General features: G+C 40.0%; 18 protein-coding genes and 1 pseudogene. 6 read left to right on the plus strand and 13 right to left on the minus strand.

The window, feature by feature from the left end; genetic code table 11:
• Nucleotides 1–111: 111 nt before the first annotated feature.
• The 8 genes and pseudogenes from guaA to NDM98_RS16860 form a co-directional block, all read right to left on the minus strand.
• Nucleotides 112–1,652: pseudogene (gene guaA / locus NDM98_RS16825) on the minus strand (glutamine-hydrolyzing GMP synthase).
• 213 nt (nucleotides 1,653–1,865) lie between these two features.
• Nucleotides 1,866–2,744, minus strand: a complete 879-nt coding sequence (locus NDM98_RS16830) for a DUF4129 domain-containing transglutaminase family protein (protein WP_251610154.1) — start codon at nucleotides 2,742–2,744, stop codon at nucleotides 1,866–1,868.
• On the minus strand, nucleotides 2,689–3,843 hold the full coding sequence (locus tag NDM98_RS16835) for a hypothetical protein (RefSeq protein ID WP_251610156.1): 1,155 nt from the start codon (nucleotides 3,841–3,843) through the stop codon (nucleotides 2,689–2,691). The genes NDM98_RS16830 and NDM98_RS16835 overlap by 56 nt, the downstream gene beginning before the upstream one ends.
• Entirely contained in the window at nucleotides 3,794–4,057 is a 264-nt protein-coding gene (locus tag NDM98_RS16840) for a hypothetical protein (protein ID WP_251610158.1), read from the minus strand. The genes NDM98_RS16835 and NDM98_RS16840 overlap by 50 nt, the downstream gene beginning before the upstream one ends.
• Before the next feature lie 20 nt (nucleotides 4,058–4,077).
• The gene (locus tag NDM98_RS24235) at nucleotides 4,078–5,235 is read right to left on the minus strand and encodes a DUF58 domain-containing protein (RefSeq protein WP_251610160.1); all 1,158 of its coding nucleotides are present in this window, start codon (nucleotides 5,233–5,235) and stop codon (nucleotides 4,078–4,080) included.
• A complete protein-coding gene (locus tag NDM98_RS16850) occupies nucleotides 5,232–6,188 on the minus strand; it encodes an AAA family ATPase (RefSeq protein WP_251610162.1) in 957 nt (318 codons plus the stop codon). Before NDM98_RS16850 ends, NDM98_RS24235 begins: the two co-directional genes overlap by 4 nt.
• A 162-nt stretch (nucleotides 6,189–6,350) precedes the next feature.
• Nucleotides 6,351–6,878 carry a thioredoxin family protein gene (locus NDM98_RS16855; protein WP_251610164.1) on the minus strand — a complete coding sequence of 176 codons (528 nt, stop codon included), beginning with the start codon at nucleotides 6,876–6,878 and terminating at the stop codon, nucleotides 6,351–6,353.
• Between the two features lie 131 nt (nucleotides 6,879–7,009).
• Nucleotides 7,010–7,813, minus strand: a complete 804-nt coding sequence (locus tag NDM98_RS16860; RefSeq protein ID WP_251610166.1) for a glycine betaine ABC transporter substrate-binding protein — start codon at nucleotides 7,811–7,813, stop codon at nucleotides 7,010–7,012.
• 271 nt (nucleotides 7,814–8,084) lie between these two features.
• Here NDM98_RS16860 and NDM98_RS16865 point away from each other — a divergent pair, with 271 nt between their 5' ends.
• The 4 genes from NDM98_RS16865 to NDM98_RS16880 all read left to right on the plus strand — a co-directional run bounded on the left by NDM98_RS16865 (nucleotide 8,085) and on the right by NDM98_RS16880 (nucleotide 12,802).
• Nucleotides 8,085–8,651, plus strand: a complete 567-nt coding sequence (locus NDM98_RS16865; RefSeq protein WP_251610168.1) for a GbsR/MarR family transcriptional regulator — start codon at nucleotides 8,085–8,087, stop codon at nucleotides 8,649–8,651.
• A gap of 326 nt (nucleotides 8,652–8,977) precedes the next feature.
• Complete coding sequence (gene betB, locus NDM98_RS16870; protein WP_251610170.1) at nucleotides 8,978–10,447, plus strand: betaine-aldehyde dehydrogenase; 1,470 nt, start codon at nucleotides 8,978–8,980, stop codon at nucleotides 10,445–10,447.
• A gap of 33 nt (nucleotides 10,448–10,480) precedes the next feature.
• Nucleotides 10,481–11,692, plus strand: coding sequence for a choline dehydrogenase (gbsB, locus tag NDM98_RS16875; RefSeq protein WP_251610172.1), 1,212 nt, complete (start codon nucleotides 10,481–10,483; stop codon nucleotides 11,690–11,692).
• Nucleotides 11,693–11,821: 129 nt separating this feature from the next.
• Nucleotides 11,822–12,802, plus strand: a complete 981-nt coding sequence (locus tag NDM98_RS16880) for a metallophosphoesterase (protein WP_251610174.1) — start codon at nucleotides 11,822–11,824, stop codon at nucleotides 12,800–12,802.
• 35 nt (nucleotides 12,803–12,837) lie between these two features.
• Here NDM98_RS16880 and NDM98_RS16885 read toward each other — a convergent pair whose 3' ends face one another.
• The gene (locus NDM98_RS16885) at nucleotides 12,838–13,410 is read right to left on the minus strand and encodes a YdcF family protein (protein ID WP_251610176.1); all 573 of its coding nucleotides are present in this window, start codon (nucleotides 13,408–13,410) and stop codon (nucleotides 12,838–12,840) included.
• Nucleotides 13,411–13,764: 354 nt separating this feature from the next.
• Between NDM98_RS16885 and NDM98_RS16890 the strand changes: the two genes are divergently transcribed.
• Together NDM98_RS16890 and NDM98_RS16895 are read left to right on the plus strand one after the other, a co-directional pair.
• Entirely contained in the window at nucleotides 13,765–14,601 is an 837-nt protein-coding gene (locus NDM98_RS16890; RefSeq protein ID WP_251610178.1) for an N-acetylmuramoyl-L-alanine amidase family protein, read from the plus strand.
• An 87-nt stretch (nucleotides 14,602–14,688) separates the two neighbouring features.
• Nucleotides 14,689–14,871 (plus strand): sporulation protein YjcZ, encoded by a 183-nt coding sequence (locus NDM98_RS16895; protein ID WP_251610181.1) that lies wholly within the window; start codon nucleotides 14,689–14,691, stop codon nucleotides 14,869–14,871.
• Between the two features lie 190 nt (nucleotides 14,872–15,061).
• Here NDM98_RS16895 and NDM98_RS16900 read toward each other — a convergent pair whose 3' ends face one another.
• From NDM98_RS16900 to NDM98_RS16915, 4 genes are all read right to left on the minus strand, one after another.
• A complete protein-coding gene (locus tag NDM98_RS16900; protein WP_251610183.1) occupies nucleotides 15,062–15,304 on the minus strand; it encodes a hypothetical protein in 243 nt (80 codons plus the stop codon).
• Nucleotides 15,305–15,368: 64 nt separating this feature from the next.
• Nucleotides 15,369–15,656, minus strand: a complete 288-nt coding sequence (locus NDM98_RS16905) for a penicillin-binding transpeptidase domain-containing protein (protein WP_251610185.1) — start codon at nucleotides 15,654–15,656, stop codon at nucleotides 15,369–15,371.
• Nucleotides 15,625–16,740 carry a penicillin-binding transpeptidase domain-containing protein gene (locus tag NDM98_RS16910; RefSeq protein ID WP_251610187.1) on the minus strand — a complete coding sequence of 372 codons (1,116 nt, stop codon included), beginning with the start codon at nucleotides 16,738–16,740 and terminating at the stop codon, nucleotides 15,625–15,627. The genes NDM98_RS16905 and NDM98_RS16910 overlap by 32 nt, the downstream gene beginning before the upstream one ends.
• A complete protein-coding gene (locus NDM98_RS16915; protein ID WP_251610189.1) occupies nucleotides 16,694–17,410 on the minus strand; it encodes an NTF2-like N-terminal transpeptidase domain-containing protein in 717 nt (238 codons plus the stop codon). Before NDM98_RS16915 ends, NDM98_RS16910 begins: the two co-directional genes overlap by 47 nt.
• Nucleotides 17,411–17,583: the final 173 nt, after the last annotated feature.

The following is a 17,583-nucleotide window of genomic DNA, read 5'->3' on the forward strand; positions in this document are numbered from 1 at the left end:
CTATGCTTCTAGTGTAGACTAGCAACATTAACGTCATGTATCAATTGGGATAACATTAGATGAAAAAAACCATCTTTTCTCCTACTCAGAGAAAAGATGGTTTGTTGATCCTTATTCCCACTCAATTGTGCTTGGTGGCTTACTCGTCACATCATACACTACGCGGTTTACGTGATTTACTTCATTAACAATTCGAGTTGAGATGAGCTCTAACACATCCCAAGGGATACGTGCCCAATCACTTGTCATACCGTCAATTGATGTAACAGCACGAATTCCAACTGTATAATCGTACGTTCTTGCATCTCCCATTACTCCTACACTTCTCATGTTTGGTAGGGCAGTGAAGTATTGCCAGATTTCGCGGTCGAGTCCTGCTTTTTTGATTTCTTCACGAAGAATATAATCAGATTCACGTACAATTTCAAGCTTCTCGTCTGTGATTTCGCCTAGTACACGAATTCCAAGGCCTGGTCCAGGGAATGGCTGTCTCCAAACAATTTCATCTGGAATACCAAGTTCTGTTCCAACTTTACGAACCTCGTCTTTGAATAACGCTTTTAGTGGTTCAATCAATTCAAAACGCATGTCTTCTGGAAGTCCGCCAACATTGTGGTGAGACTTAATGGTTTGAGCAGTATCTGTCCCACTTTCAATGATATCTGTATACAACGTACCTTGAGCTAGGAAATCCATGTCTTTGAGTTCAGTTGTTTCTTCATCAAACACATAGATAAATTCGTTCCCGATAATCTTACGCTTTTGTTCTGGGTCAGAAACTCCTTGTAGCTTAGTTAAGAAACGTTCAGCAGCATCAATCTTAATGACGTTCATGTTAAAGCCTTCACTGAAGGTTTCCATTACACTCTCTGCTTCGCCTTTACGTAGAAGGCCGTGATCAATAAACATACACGTTAGTTGATCTCCAATTGCTTGATGCAGAAGGACAGCAACAACAGATGAATCTACTCCGCCACTAAGCGCACAAAGAACATGTTTGTCGCCAACTTGCGCACGGATTTTTTCCGTTTCTACTTCAATGAAGTTCTCCATCGACCATTCGCCTTTAGCTTTACACACTTCAAAGGTGAAGTTCTTTAGTAGCTCATCGCCAAAGTCTGAGTGGCGCACTTCAGGGTGGAATTGTACTCCGTATAATTTTTGAGATTCGTTACTCATCGCAGCAACTGGACATGATGGATTAGATGCATCCACAACAAAACCTTCAGGTGGGGCAACAATTTTATCACCATGGCTCATCCATACAATTGTTCAATAGGAAGTCCTTTAAATACCTCAGATTGATTTTGAACGTTAATTAATGCTTTACCATATTCACGGTGTGAAGCAGCTTCAACAGATCCACCAAAGTGCTGGGTCATTAGCTGCATGCCATAACAAATCCCTAAAATTGGAACATCAAGATCATAAATCGCTGGATCACAATGAGGAGATCCCTCTTTGTATGCACTATTTGGTCCACCAGAGAAGATGATACCCACTGGATTCAGTTTCTTTATTTCTTCAGCTGTAATTTTGTGTGAATGAAGCTCACTGTACACACCAAAATCACGGATACGTCTTGTAATCAGCTGATTATATTGTCCTCCAAAGTCGAGAACAACAATCATTTCTTGATCAAATTCAGTCATGATATTCCATCCTTTTCCTATTAAATTGTACAATTCTACCATGAAGCAGTACGTAAAGAAAAAAGCTGATACTCTGCCTTTTGCAATTCATCGGCAGAATACAGCAGCTTCATACCAGAAAGCACGTTGCATTGGCTTTTAGAAGATTAATCATCTGATATTAATAGCTTCTGCTATACACGGAACTATTTTAACAAGGTAAACCTTAAGTGGTCAAGGTTTGATTTTCCTTACAATTCGCTCCCAGTTGTGCTTTTGTTCGTTCCATACGATAGATGATGGGTTTTCACTATATAATGTGCGCTCGTAAGCATGTGTTAATACCCTCATATCGTCAGAATTCAATTCTCGGTCAATGCGGTTCGCATACTCACGTAATGTTTCAGTCGTGTCTCTTTTGTATCCATTTATCTTTAATATCCATAACAGCCTTTTAAAAGCCTGTTCAAAGACTTGATCATCTTCTTTTGATAGATAGTATTTTAACACGAGTAGCGTTAAAATCGATTTTCGATAAAAGAACAGAATCCCAGCGAATAGTAACAACACAATGGCAGTTACCCAGTAACCTACGTATGATGAATTGTCCGTCTGATTGTCTAAAGCTGAAGGTTGATCGATCTCATCCTCTTCTGGCTCAACTTCAACTTCTTCATCCTCTTCTGATTCATCTTCTGAGTCTGTTTCCGTATCAGGGGCTTCAAATGGATCAGCTTCATTATCAATTTCCTGCTCAAATTCATACGTATTAGAAAAGCCTTTTGTTGGTTCAAAGGCCACCCATCCCTCACCTGGGAAATAGACTTCAACCCATGAATGTGCATTTGAATTTGATACCGTGTATACATTTACGTCTTCATTTGAATCAACTAGTGTACCAGGTGTAAAACCTTTTACCCATCTAGCCGGAATGTCCAAAGTTCGAAGGAGAACAATCATAGAGGTTGAGAAGTTGTCACAATACCCTCTTTGCGTTTCAAATAAAAACTGATCGACGTAATCTTCTCCTTGCTGAGGAACAGGCACATCTTCTGTTTCATACGTAAATTCTGGGCCAAGCAAAATGATCTTCAATTGCCTTAGCCTGATCATAGCGATTCCCTGCATCTTCAGTCAATTCAGCCGCAAGCTCAAACACCCTTTCCGGAACTGTATCCGGGAGTTGTGTATAGTATTCAACGACTTCATCAGGATCATTCCCACTCACATTCTTTAGTCCATCAATGTTGTAGCTTGTATCAACGAATTCAAAGCTATACTGCTCAAGGGAGAGAGGGTCATCACCAGACCGTATTTCTGCTCTTGCTGTATATTCGTCTAAAACAATAGGATCGCTATTGTTCTCATTAATCATCGATGAATATAGCTCTCCAGGGTAAAATAAATGGGGAAATCGGATTTGATTATACATTTGTACACCGGCTTCACGAACCTCTCGTTCAGCGGCATTAGTGGAGTCTACTGGTTCGTCCATTAACGTATTTTCATTAAAGCTTTCTGGTGTGGTATTCTGCAAGCCAACTCCACTATAAAAATCCTTTGTCTCACCTCTCCAGTACATTCCACGCTCAATTGAACCCAAAAATACTGGCGTATCATCGTCGAGGAAGCCTCCACCAAGCTGCTCGTCGTTATCTCCATACCCGATTCGCTGAGTACCTGATTGATTGGAGAGATCACCTGTTACTGCTGATTGCAAAAAAGGAACAGGGTCTTCCCATTGCGGACCCGGCTTCGGCGCAAGAGTTCCTACTATTCCTGTCAGCAACAACGCTCCAGTAATAACGATACTCATTCGTATGGGAAGATATCGTGGAACCTTGGAAAAGTGATGAGCTTCAAGAGTTCGATACATGGTAATCAAGCCAAGTAATAAAAATCCGATTCCAAAAATTCGAATAATCGCAAACGTGGCATCATATAGCGTAAATGTATCAATGACTGCGACATAGACAACAGTAAAAAACAGAAAGAAGAATATTCTTCTTAAATGAACAGTCCAATAAAATAATAGAAAACTCATGATTGATAATAAAACTAAAAAGAGAAAACTTCGAAAAACATCTGATAATTCATACCAATTTCCAGTTAGAATTCGCCAACCATTTGAAGTAAGATCTGAGAGAAATAATGTCATCCATTCAAATGGGGAAACGCCTCCAAGCTTGGAATAAAAAATAGAGACCACCAAGAATAATGACAACTCTAGTTAAGAAGCTAATTAATAGTGGAATTTGCAAAAATGACACCAAAAAGAAGAGTACTGTGGCTACCAAAAATCCACTTATATATCCTGTATCTGTCATCATAGGCAGGGGTAATAACCACTCTAATAACAAGAAAAAGCTTAGACCATACAGCAGTCCATCCCTACTATAATGCAGACTTTTTTTCTTCCACTTCAATTAACGCTCCCCCCTAACACTCATGATGTCATGTATATTGGTTCTATGCCTTTATGACGTAGACGTTCTGCCAAGCTCACTTGATCTGGTTCCATTTCTAATAGACATACTTTTAAATCTGCCTTTTCCAAAGCCAGTTTCTCAAGTGTTTTTATCACCGCTTCATCTAATTGCGCACAGATGTAAAAAACCGTTCGATTAGCCCACTGCCTGTATATGCGATGTGCTTCTGGTGCCGTTTGAGAATGTGCTTGAACAGTTGCAAGTAGTCGTAACCCTTTTTCCCACGTATGAACCTGTAAATCTTCAACGATCCATTCGTTTTCATGAGTATAAACGGCAAGTTGGCTTTCTATTTTTGACTCAAGAAAAGTAGAGGCAACTGAGGCTACCTGCTCTACAACAAGCTCAAATGCTTCATATGTTAGTTGAGGAGCATATGGGTCAAACGCAATAATGGTTGCATTTCCTTCATATGTCTCAAATTCTTTTGTCATTAACTCTTCTCTTTTTGCAGACTGCTTCCAATTAATACTAGTCAATCTATCTCCAGGCACGTAATTTCTCACTCCTGAAAGCGAGCGATCTTCATCCTTATAAGAAGGTTTTGCCGTTATACCCTTAGTTTGCTGGCGAGTTTGGAAAGAACTGATGTCTCCTAATTGACTATATCTCGGGAACACAGTCATTTCTGTCGCTTCTTTTACTCGCTGTTTTCTCTCAAACCATCCAAAGAAATCACTTGTTGTGATTTGCATCTCTTCAAACTCAAAATGACCGCGCTTAAGCTCCGTAATATGATAGCTAAATGATAGCTTTTTAGAAAAAGAGAAAAAGAACATGGCCTGTGCCCCTATTGCTTGTCCTAGATTAGCTGGTACGATATCTTGAATTCGCAGATAGATAAAAGGTTGAAACATCCTTTTACTAATTTCAATCTCAATTTCAACATCTTCCCCTGCATAATAGGATTTTTTTTGAAGGATTCGCTTGGTAGAAATTCGTGAAGTGAAGAGTACGGATAAGACAATCATTGTTCCAATGATTAAAACACTATAAAACAAAAACCAGCTAACAAAACCTCCCTGAAACATCGCATATGCAAAACAGCCTGCTAACAATAGCAAGCCACAAACCCCTTTCAGAATCGGATAGATAGGATCTAGCTTGCTCCTCACGAAGAAGTAAGCCTCCTTCTCGAAACAGGGATTTCCACACTGTTCAAAATTTGCTGTATCACTTCATCAGCGGATACATTTGACATTCTCGCTTGAGTTGACAGTGTTAGACGGTGTGCTAAAACTGGTCCTGCTAAACGTTTTATATCATCTGGCAACACATATTCTCTTCCAGCTACTAAAGCTAATGCTTTTGCTGCTTTCATTAGGGCTATTGAACCACGAGGGCTGACCCCTAAATCAATAAGCTCACTTTTTCTCGTTTCATGTACAATTTGAATTAGATAATTCTTTATATTCTGATCTGCAAAAATAGCCGCTGCTTGATCTCGTAATGTCAGTAGTTCTGATGTATCTAGGACGGCTTTAATTTGTTCTATCGGATGCTTATTCTCTAGACGATTAAGTATTTCAAGCTCGTCATCCAGATCTGGGTACCCTAATTTTATTTTTAATAAAAAGCGATCTAATTGAGCCTCAGGAAGTGGAAACGTACCAGCATATTCAATTGGGTTTTGGGTAGCCATCACAAAAAAAGGCTGTTCCAGTCGGTGAGTTTCACCATCAATGGTTACATTACCTTCCTCAAGTGCTTCTAGTAATGAAGACTGCGTTTTTGGCGACGTTCGATTGATCTCATCTGCCAATACAATATTCGCCATGATTGGTCCCTGTTTAAATTCAAATTCCTGAGTCTTTTGATTATATATTGAAACACCTGTTACATCAGAAGGTAGTAGATCAGGTGTAAATTGAATTCGTTTAAAATTGGCACCAAATGATTTGGCGATTGCCTTTACCATCATTGTTTTACCTACTCCAGGAACATCTTCTAGTAGGACGTGTCCTCCAGCAAGTAGAGCAACGAGACTAAGTTCAATTTCATTCCGTTTACCAACGACCACTCGTTCAATGTTAGCTATGACCTTTTCTACATGTTCAGTTGAATGCATCAAGCTGCCTCCCTTCGAATTAAACAAAATTGATTAAATCTTATATCCATACCCTCATTAAGGTTTCTAACACTTATTTTTTAAAAAAAGCGGTCTAATCCAAAAAAGGATTAGACCCACTTGAATTAAATCGTTTTTTGAAGAGTCTTGAGAATATCATTTTTAATCCAATCCCAAGCTCGTTTGGTCCTGCGTATACGTTTCACCCATTTCATTAGCAAACTGTTTAAAAGCTGCCTCGAAATCTAGTGATTCTTTTTCTGGTAGCTTTGCTTTTCGCTCTGCTACTAGTTCTTCAAGTTCAGGTGCTCTTGGACCCCATTTCATTACTTCATTGCCATCTTGATCAATGACTACAATAATCGGAATCGAGCGAGCTGTTCCATTTGTTAAGTATTGATCCATCAATTCTAGATGATCATCTCGTATGAAATAGCGTGTTTCAATTAATGCTTCATCTGCAATTCGCATAAAAATAGGCAGGTTCACCATTGCATCTCCACACCAATCAGCTGTAATGATTAGCGCTCTATACTTTTTAGGCTGAAGTGATTGCAGTGATTCTTTCTCAAAAGGATCTAAATGAAAAGAATTATATATCTTTAATAAATTCTCTTGTTTCACTTGCATTGAATGGATATATGCATAACGACTTAAGCCTTTTTCAAACCATTGATTTAAATCTTCCAAGGTCCTTCCTCCTGTCCTATTCTATGGTCTATCGTACCATGTGCACCACTATCAGGCAAAAAGAAACAAGCACCGTAATGAAAATGATACAAAAAAAGAAACACAGTCGAAACCGTGTCTCTTCAATTACATTATTCCGTTTCTCCAAGCCACTCATCAACCTTGTCACGATTCTTTTCAATCCAATTCGCAGCCGCTTCCTCTGGTGCTACGTCGTCCTGAGAGATTTCAAGCATAATTTCATTCATATCTTCTGGCTCCCAGTAAAATCGATCAAGAATTTGGTATGCTTCCGGCATGTCGTCCTCTAATCCTTCACGCACCATTGTGCGAATCTCACCCTCTGACTCATAGATTCCTTTTGGATCTTCAAGAAACTTCAAGTCATACGTATTAAACATCCAGTGTGGCTGCCAAGCAGTTACAACAATGGGCTCTTGATTCTCGTAGCTATCTCCAAGTGCTGCTGTCATGATGGCATCTGAACTTGCTATTAATTCAACATCAAGTCCATATTCAGAAATTACTTGCTCAGTTGCAGTCATGACACCAGCCCCTCCATCAATTCCGGTAATGGAGTCAATGTGATCTGATGTGATATCTTCAATACTATTTACATCTTCCATATACGTCGGAACGGCAAGTCCAGTGATCGCTCCTTCTAGATTGGCCCCCAATTCAACCATTTGATCCCCGTACTCTTCATATGAAGAAGCCATATCATTCGGTAACCATGCCGCAACAAATCCATCGGCATCACCAGTTGCCACACTACTCCACATTGGTCCCTGCTCAACTTGTGTCATAACGACTTCATAACCCGCTTCATCAAGAACCTGACTAATCACATTTGTTGAAGCAATTTCTGAATCCCATGCTACATAAACAAGTTCAATTTCTTCTCCTGCACCTTGATCATTTCCACAAGCTGCCATAGCCAGTAGTGATAATGAAGCTACCCCTGTACATACTAATTTCTTTTTGTTAACGCATACTCTAAAGATGTTACATCGCCTCCACTTATATACTGTGTTAGATAAGTTTAATATAAATTAAACGAACTAGCTCGACTATAACATACCCTTTTGAACTGTCAAATAAACAACAATTTGATGATCTCATTGATTTCTGCTCTAAAATCGGTCTATACTATGTCTACTGAAAATTTTAAATGTATTAAATCACTTAAATTGATGAGGTGAAAAAATGGCGGATGAATTCAATAAAAGAAAATCAGATGAATTGCTGTTAATAGATGAAATTGTTAAAGAGGGCCTCGCAGATACGATGGACATGTATGGTGGTAGTCGTTCTGTTGGCCAGATATATGCCATTCTCTATATGAATGGTGGTCCAATGACTCTGGATGAATTACGAGATGAAACTGGCATGAGCAAAGGAAGCATGAGTCTTGGCGTACGCAAATTATTAGATGATAAAATCATTCATCGTGTTTTTAAACGTGGTGAGCGCAAAGATCTTTACCAAGCAGAAGGTGATTTCTTTCAGTTCTTCTCATCCTTCTTCACAAAGCGCTGGCAGCGAGAGGTAAGTGTAAATGTTCACGCAGTCAAACAAGCTCAACCTAAGTACCAAGCGATTATTGATAACCCAGACAGCTCAGAGGAAGATCGCCTGGAAGCCAGTAGAATGCTAAACAAGATCACAGATTCATTGAAGTACTATGATTTTTTAGATGTAATGGTGGATGAGTTTCAATCAGGTGACTTTGTTCAGTATTTAAATGAAAAATATAATCTTGAAAATAGATAATGTAAAAGCGGTGTGCATCGACGGATGTGCACTGCTTTTTTTATTGCAGGCGCTATATATGCTCAAAAAATCCTATGAAGTGCTCAAAAACAACACCTACCAGAGCAAAAAATCCGTAAATGCTCAAAAAACTACGTACAAGGAGCAAAAAGGTTGATGGCACGCTCAAAATTATGCAAAATGCGCGAAATCTAAGACTTGTTGCTCAAAAACAATCTTACTCTATCTGCATCACTTTCTTTGACAGATAAAATATGTCGTGTTACATTTTATTTGTTCAATACATTTAATTTATATTAAACGAAATAATCATAAGGAGTGTTCATATGCGTTTAAATATGTTTATAAACGGTGAATGGGTTTCTGCGATCAGTAACAAAACGCGAGAGATCATCAATCCTTTTAATCAAGAGGTCATCGCAACTGTTGCTGAGGGTAATCGCGAAGATGCTACGTTAGCCATTGCCGCAGCGAGAAAAACATTTGATGAAGGGACATGGGCCGCAACTCCAGCAAGTGAACGCGGAGAAATTGTTCGTAAAATTGGCGAATTAATCTTACAGGAAAAAGAAGAATTAGCACGCTTAGAGACACTAGATACGGGAAAAACAATCGAAGAAAGCCGTGCAGATATGGATGACATCTCCAATGTTTTCTTTTACTTTGCAGGTCTAGCTGATAAGGATGGTGGCGAACTCATAGAAAGCCCGATTCCAAACTCAACGAGCAAAATTGTACGTGAACCGATCGGAGTTTGCGGACAGATAACACCTTGGAATTACCCGCTACTTCAAGCAGCTTGGAAACTCGCTCCGGCACTTGCATCAGGAAATACATTGGTGCTGAAGCCTAGTGAAATCACACCACTTACCTCTGTTAAAGTATTTGAATTATTTGAGCAAGCTGGTGTTCCAAAAGGAGTAGCCAATCTTGTTCTTGGTGCAGGTGCTGAGGTAGGAGCTGAACTTGCAGAGAATACAGATGTTGACTTGATCTCCTTTACTGGAGGCATTGAAACAGGAAAAACGATCATGCAAGCTGCAAGCACAAATGTAAAAAAAGTAGCACTTGAGCTCGGTGGAAAGAATCCGAATATCGTGTTTGCTGACGCTGACTTTGATGTCGCGGTTGATCAAGCATTAAACGCGGTCTTTTTCCATGCTGGTCAAGTGTGTTCTGCAGGCTCAAGATTACTAGTTGAAGAATCAATTCATGATGAATTTGTTGATGCCTTAGTTAAACGCACAAAACAGATTAAACTGGGTAACGGCTTTGATGATTCTACACAATCTGGTCCTCTCATTAGTGCTGAGCATCGTGCAAAGGTTGAGGGCTACGTAGAAGTTGGTCTTCAAGAAGGCGCACAGCTTGTTGTTGGTGGAAGTCGTCCTGATAAAGCTGAGCTTCAAGACGGATTCTTTTACCTGCCTACAATTTTTACAAATTGCACATCTGAGATGAGAATTGTCCAAGAGGAAGTATTCGGTCCCGTTCTTACCGTAGAAACCTTCACATCAAAAGATGAAGTAATCAAAAAAGCCAATGATACCATCTACGGCCTCGCTGGAGCTGTATTCACTAGTGATATTGATAAAGCAGAAGATGTGGCTCGTCAATTACGTATGGGAACGGTTTGGATTAATGATTTCCATCCTTATTTTGCTCAGGCACCTTGGGGCGGATACAAACAATCAGGCTTCGGACGGGAGCTAGGCAAGGTTGGCTTTGAAGAATACACAGAAGTGAAGCATGTTTATCGCAACACAAAACCAGAAGCAGTTCATTGGTTTAAATAATAGATACCTCACAAAAAAAGGAGACGATGACAAATGAGTATGCATATGAAAGTTGAATCAATGTTAGGCTATCATACGTTTGAATTACCAACAGCAATCAAACACGGAATTGGGTCAATCAAATATTTAGGTGATGAAGTCAAAAACCTAGGTGTCACTAGAGCATTACTTGTTACAGACCCTGGTATCTACAATGCTGGAGTTACAAAACCAGTTGAAGAAAGCTTAAAAAAAGCGGGGGTTGAAGTGGTTGTTTTTAATAAAGTTGAACCGAATCCTCCTACTAGACTGATTGCAGATGGCTCTGCATTCTATCGTGATAATGATTGCAATGGTCTTGTTGCGGTTGGTGGCGGGAGCTCTATGGATACAGCTAAAGCCATTGGTGTTGAAATCACTCATGATGGACCCGTTCTTGACTACGAAGCAGCGGAAGGAAAAAAACCACTTGAAAACCGCATCCCTCCTCTAGCTACTATTCCAACAACAGCTGGAACTGGCTCTGAGGTGACTCAATGGGCAGTTATTACAGATGAAGAGCGTGAATATAAATTTAACACAGGTGGACCTCTCATTGCGGCGCACTTAACAATCATTGATCCAGAACTTCACACGTCAATGCCTCCACATGTAACAGCAATGACAGGTATTGATGCGATTGCACATGCGGTTGAATGTTACACAATGAAATATGCACAACCGGTTACTGATGCCGTTGCCTTACTTGCAATTGAGTATGCTGCAACATACATCCGCCGCGCTTATTCAGATGGCGATGATTTGGAAGCACGTTATGGTATGGCACAAGCTGCAATGCTTGCGGGACTTTCATATGGAAGCGAATCGGCTGGTGCTGCGCATGCCATGAGTCAATCACTTGGAGGCATGGTACCCGTTGCACATGGACAATGTGTAGCCGCTATGATGGGACCCGTAATGGAATTCAACTGGAAAGGAGCTCCAGGAAGATTCGCTCGCATTGCTCAAGCATTCGGCATCAACACAACAGACATGACGACTGACGACGCAGCAAAAGCAGCCGTTGAATATATGTATAAACTAGTCGAAGAGCTTGATGTACCAACTCTTGAAGAACAAGGCGTAGATCCAGAGCAAACCGAACGTTGGGCAAAAGAAGCACTAAAAGACCCACAAACAGTTGGGAACCCACGCGACCTAACACTTTCTGATTACGAATGGTTATACAAACGTTGCTTTAACCTAGTACCAAGTTCAATTATATAATCATTTAGAGCGAGATCACGTTGCTGATCTTGCTCTTTTTTATGTCCATTCTCAACTTTTCCCACCTCCTGTTATACATAACCAGAAAACATCCTGCTCATCCTAGAAATATAAATGGAGGTGATTCGTTTGAAGAATATTCATTTTTTCTCTAGTCGTTTAGGTTTGATTCTTTTTATTTCTGTATTTGTGTTGGTCTGCCAGTCTTCTGTTGACCATGTGGAAGCAAGCTCAACACCTGATACGATTGTCTGGATGACAGATACACAATATTATTCTAAAGAATATCCAAGTATTTTTATGAAGATGACAAATTGGATCAAAGAAAATCAAGTCTCTCATCAAATCAAATACGCTGTTCACACTGGTGATATTGTCGATCAATATAAGGAGAAAGATCAATGGAAGGTAGCAAACAAAGCCTTAAAAAAACTTGACCATTCCCCCATCCCATACGGTGTTTTAGCTGGTAATCATGATGTTGGACATAGTCGTGTAGATTATAAAGAGTTTAGCCATCACTTTGGAGAAAAACGATTTAAACACCAAAAGGAGTATGGCGAATCCTATCAAAACAATCGAAACCATTATGATCTTATCTCGGCTGGTGGCAGAGATTTTCTTATGCTTTATCTTGGTTGGGGTGTCACGGACAAAGACCTTAAATGGGCCAAATCTGTACTTACAGATTATCCAGATAAGCTTGTTTTTTTAAATGTACATGATTATTTAAAGGCTGATGGTTCCCGTTCCACTCAAGGAGAGCATTTATTTAAAGAGCTTGTTACAAAGTATCCATCTATACATGCAGTTCTATGTGGACATTACCACGGAGCCGCTAAAAAAGTTGATGCAATTGATGATGATAATGATGGCAAACCAGATCGAACGGTTTATCAAATGCTTGCTGATTATCAAAGTGGACCTTCAGGAGGACAAGGTTATATGAGGTTACTTTCAATTCATTCGAACAGTACGGATGTCATTGTAAGTACCTACTCACCTTATCTTGATCAATATAATTACTATAAAAATGAAACGGATCCCGGCAAAGATCATTTCACAATCCAACTTCCACTCCAAAATAAACAAGAGCGACCTCATCCATAAGTAATGGAGAACTGAGATCGCTCTTGTTTTTCAAATTAATTCAATTGCTTTTCGATAAATAGTTTTGTTAGGGCAGCGTATTCCCTTATATGTGACTGAATGACTGATATCTTTGGCGTATCACCTGGTACTCCTGTTACATGTAACTCTTGATCATCCGCCATGAGAACTGCACGGTATAAGTGAAACCCGTTACTAACAACAATTCCAGTGCCACTTACGTCTGAAATGAGTTCCTTTGAATACATAATATTTTCGTATGTAGAGGTTGAACGATCTTCAAGTAAAATGCGTGATTCATCTATACCAAGCTTGATCAGCCCTCGTTGGATAGCCAACGCCTCTGAGATGTCTTCATCCGGACCTTGTCCTCCTGAAGCAATTGCAATCGTTTGTTTGTTTTCCAATAAATAAGCTGCGGCAGCATCAATTCGATATTGCAAACTGAGTGATGGCACTTCACCCTTAACTCTTGCTCCGAGTACGATTAAATAATCTGCTTCTTGAGGTGGCTCCTGATGACTATATTGATAGATTTTTGTTTGTAAGAAAACAGCATAAACTATCGCAATTCCAATGAGTAAAAACAAACTAATTTTCACATACATGGTCTTCACATCCTTTTATTCTTCAATGTTCGATTTATTTAGCTAGATTTTTTAAAAACCGTTCTTTCGTATAACGAATCATCCATATCCTGTTAATTACTCCTAGTATAAATGATTTTTTCTAGAACGGTTAATTTCCCAATATTCAAAATTCCTTTGAATATGCTTTCCCTAAACAACAAGTCCATTGTTACATGCTTTTAACTTGACATGACACTTCACGAAATGCCTAAAAACGTAGGACTAATGACTGATACATTCTCTTTTCGTTGTTTTTCGTATTCTTTGAAACTATCACATGGTTCTGTATAATGAAGCCAAATTCTAGTGATTAGCCTCAAAGGAGCTGAATATGTGAGACAGAAAAGAATGAGAATAAGTCTATTGTTTGTTTTTATTTTAATGAGTTCTTTTCTTATTTCCAGCCTTGCAAATGCTGCGGAAGGTACAGTTGATGTATCAAGCTCATTAAATGTCCGCTCTGAACCCTCTGAATCTAGTGCCATAATAGGGTCATTGTCAGCAGGTACTCAAATATCATATGAAGAGACTGGTAATGGCTGGGCATCAATCGATTATAATGGTCACACCGGATATGTAGCAACTGAATTTCTATCAAGTGCGACCTCAGATGGAGCTCGTGCCAATTCGGTTTCAGGTCAGACCATTGTGATAGACCCTGGCCATGGAGGAAATGACCCAGGGGCAGTTGCCAATGGCCTGCAAGAAAAAGATGTTGTCTTGGATGTTGGACAGCGTGCCGCTGAAAAACTGAGGTCATCTGGAGCAAACGTCATTATGACTCGTTCAACTGATGAATTTATTGAACTCGAAGAACGTGCAGCAATTGCCAATCGTGCAGGAGCCGATATTTTTGTAAGTATCCATGCAAATGCAGCCGCTGCTACATCTGCTAGTGGTACAGAATCTTATCATTTTCCAACAAGTACAAATGGACAAAGGTTAGCCTCATCGATCCAAACAGAGCTTATAAATGAACTAGGAACAAGAGATCGTGGCGTAAAAGATGCCAATTTTAGTGTTTTGCGAAATACTGCAATGCCAGCTACGTTGCTTGAATTAGGTTTTATTACTAATGCTGCTGAAGCTGACAGAATGAAGACATCAAGTTTTCGAGAGAGTGCCGCAAATGCTGTTCATGACGGTGTTCAAAGCTATTATGGTAATTAAGAGATTTCACAGCCCATTTTTCTTTTAGGACACACCAAAAGTCGGACAATTCCATATGGTGTACTAAAAAGAAAGGTGGTACATCTTATGGGTTACTATGGTGGGTATCCTGGAGCTTATTATAGCCCACAATGTTACGGGTACGGATATTCCTATCAACCATGTTGCAACAAGGGCTATAAAAAAGGTCCAAATACAGGATTCTTCTTCGCTTTGATTGTTCTACTTTTTATCCTATTTGTCATCATCGGTGGGTTTGGGTATTACTAGGAAATGCATGAGACATAGTAATACGTACAAAATGAAAAGAAGAACGATTCAGGATTAGATTCAGTACATTGCTGCAGAAGCATCTTACGTTAATATGTATTTAAAACAAAAACAACGAACGATCCATCACATCAGGATCGTTCGTTGTTTTGTTTCATTCATATACTGTCGTCTTAGCTTTTTTAATCATTCACGGTCGGTAATAAGGATATGGTTGATATGGCGGGTACGGTTGATACGGTGAGTACGGATATGGTGGATAATAATACCCATAAGGTTGCGGCTGATTAAATGCATTGCCGGCAAAACTCCCTAGAAAACCACCTAATAAACCTCCGCCAAATCCTCCACCGAAACCTCCAAATGGTGGTCGATATGGTGGTCGACCATAACCAGGTCGCCGTAATTGTCTATACTGATTCGTTGGATACATGAACTTCCCTCCCTGTAAGGGCAATCCATATAGTCTATGCAATCAGCCTACATAAGGTGATTGCCTAACGGAGATTTGATTCAAGGATTGTCGCAACTTTGTCGACAACATAACCGCTACCACCTTTATCACTCACGTCGTCAATCATCATGACAACAAGTAATTCAGGATCATCATCCGCGTCAACAGCAACAAACCAACCATGCTCTTTTCCTTTTTCTTCTCTTGTCGCTTTTAATTCAGCAGTTCCCGTTTTTCCTGCAATTCGAACGCCATCAACTGCAGCCGCTCTGGCTGTACCTTTGGGATCCTCAAGCACGTCAACTAAATCTTGCTTGGAGCAGGTCTGCATGTTCTTGAGACATGACCGCTTCTTTCCAAATTCCTGACTCACCATCAAGCTCAAGAACAGGCTGAATCATATTACCTTGATTCACAATTGTTGTGTAGGCTAACCCAAGGTGAAGCGGGTTCATTAAGATTTCACCTTGACCATAGCCACTATCTGCAAGCTGAATATCATTACGCATACCTTCATCACCAGTCAGAGATGATGTATGAAAGATAGCTGGTAATGGCAACTCTTCACCAAAGCCAAAATCTTCAGCACCACTACTAAATGCGTCTTCGCCCAAATTAAGAGCTTGCTCGGCAAAATAAATATTATCCGAATAGACCAGGGCTTTACGCAGATCTACCGGTTCCTCGTAATCATGTACACGTGTCACTTCATAGCCGCCCCAATCTGATCCCTCAGGCTGCCAGCTTTTGCCTTGTACGTCTAGTGTTTCACTTGGATCAAGTGTACCCGCTTCAAGACCAATAGCCGCTGTAAGCAACTTAAAGGTTGATCCTGGGGAATACGTTTGTACAAATCGATTTAATAATGGATTATCTTCTGTTTCCATATCTTCACGTTGTCTGGATGTAAATCCAACCGCCGCTAGATTCGGGTCATAGGAAGGCTGACTAACTAAAGCCAAAACTTGTCCATTCGTTGGATGAATAGCCGTAGCTGTACCAGCATCGTCTCCAATCTCGTCAAAAATCTCTTGTTGCAAATCCATATTAATCGTAAGTGTTATGTCTTCACCATCTTCAGGCTCTGTCTCAAGAATGGTCTCTTCTATCTCATCATCAGCATTTTTTGTATATAAAGTTCCTCCACTTTCCCCACGAAGTCGGTCTTCATAAGCTCGTTCAAGTCCAGTCTGTCCAAGCTTGTCATTTGGGCCATAGCCTTTATCCTTATATTCTTCTAGCTTTTCTGCTGTAATATCTCGCAAATACCCGGTTAGATGTGCTGCAACTTCCCCATATGGATACTCGCGGCCATCAACCTCTTTATAACTCGCTCCTGGAATCTGCCTTAATTCTTCCTCTGCCCAATCAATTTCTGAAGCTTGGGGCAAAATGAATCGGAACAAATACTTCATCGGTTACCCATGACTGATCTAGTCTTGATTCAATTGTTTCCCGAGAGACACCAGTAAGGTCAGAGAACTCAGTGACAAAGTCTTCTCTATCCTCAATTTCACCTGGCACACTGCCGATTTCAAGTACCTTTCCATTTACAGCTAACCCATTCCCCTCTCGGTCAAAGATCTCACCTCTTGTAGGAGCATTGGGACTAACACGAAATCCCCCACCCTCGGGTAACGATGGGTACACTAATGTATCTTGCCACGCGATAGCCCAGCTATCACCCTCTTCTTGCTCTTCTAGATTCAAGGAGATATCCTGCTCAAAATCTACACTGCCAAGAGGAGTTGAGACTGCCACATTTAAAGGAACTGTAAACACATTTTCCTCCGCCTCATTATTGTCCTCTTCTCCATCTGTTGGATAAACCGCTTCAATCTGCATTTCACTTGCCTGCATCTCATCGTATAAATCAGTCATACGCTCTATATATGCTTCTTCTGATTGATTCTCTTTTGATTGTTCATCTAACATCGAATACATTTCTTGATAATTTTGATTAGACCAGCTATCAATGAATGCATCAAGTGTTTCTTTAGGATCCGGTTCTTCGCCGAAACAGCCTGTTAAAAGCAGACTTGTTAAGAGACCGGTCAATACGATTCCCTTTTTTGTGTACTGCATAAAACCCACCATCCAATTCCTAGTTATCTATGTATGACATCAAATCTCCTACCAGTTTACCATATTTATTAAAATTCATCTGAGATTTTTAGGAAAAAGCTGGATTATTCATGTTCACGATTTTTATTTTCCTTACGAGCATTACGCAACATAAAAAAAATACACTGGCGTTA

It is taken from the genome of Alkalicoccobacillus plakortidis, from assembly GCF_023703085.1.
Lineage (GTDB): Bacteria > Bacillota > Bacilli > Bacillales > Bacillaceae_D > Alkalicoccobacillus > Alkalicoccobacillus plakortidis.

Coding starts and splice junctions, on each gene's coding strand:
- NDM98_RS16895 (WP_251610181.1), top strand. CDS start 14,689: ATGGGTTACTATGGTGGGTATCCTGGAGCTTATTATAGCCCACAATGT.
- gbsB (WP_251610172.1), top strand. CDS start 10,481: ATGAGTATGCATATGAAAGTTGAATCAATGTTAGGCTATCATACGTTT.
- NDM98_RS16900 (WP_251610183.1), bottom strand. CDS start 15,304: ATGTATCCAACGAATCAGTATAGACAATTACGGCGACCTGGTTATGGT.
- betB (WP_251610170.1), top strand. CDS start 8,978: ATGCGTTTAAATATGTTTATAAACGGTGAATGGGTTTCTGCGATCAGT.
- NDM98_RS16860 (WP_251610166.1), bottom strand. CDS start 7,813: ATGGCAGCTTGTGGAAATGATCAAGGTGCAGGAGAAGAAATTGAACTT.
- NDM98_RS16915 (WP_251610189.1), bottom strand. CDS start 17,410: ATGCAGTACACAAAAAAGGGAATCGTATTGACCGGTCTCTTAACAAGT.
- NDM98_RS16865 (WP_251610168.1), top strand. CDS start 8,085: ATGGCGGATGAATTCAATAAAAGAAAATCAGATGAATTGCTGTTAATA.
- NDM98_RS16905 (WP_251610185.1), bottom strand. CDS start 15,656: ATGCAGACCTGCTCCAAGCAAGATTTAGTTGACGTGCTTGAGGATCCC.
- NDM98_RS16850 (WP_251610162.1), bottom strand. CDS start 6,188: ATGCATTCAACTGAACATGTAGAAAAGGTCATAGCTAACATTGAACGA.
- NDM98_RS16885 (WP_251610176.1), bottom strand. CDS start 13,410: ATGTATGTGAAAATTAGTTTGTTTTTACTCATTGGAATTGCGATAGTT.
- NDM98_RS16830 (WP_251610154.1), bottom strand. CDS start 2,744: ATGATCAGGCTAAGGCAATTGAAGATCATTTTGCTTGGCCCAGAATTT.
- NDM98_RS16910 (WP_251610187.1), bottom strand. CDS start 16,740: ATGAAGTATTTGTTCCGATTCATTTTGCCCCAAGCTTCAGAAATTGAT.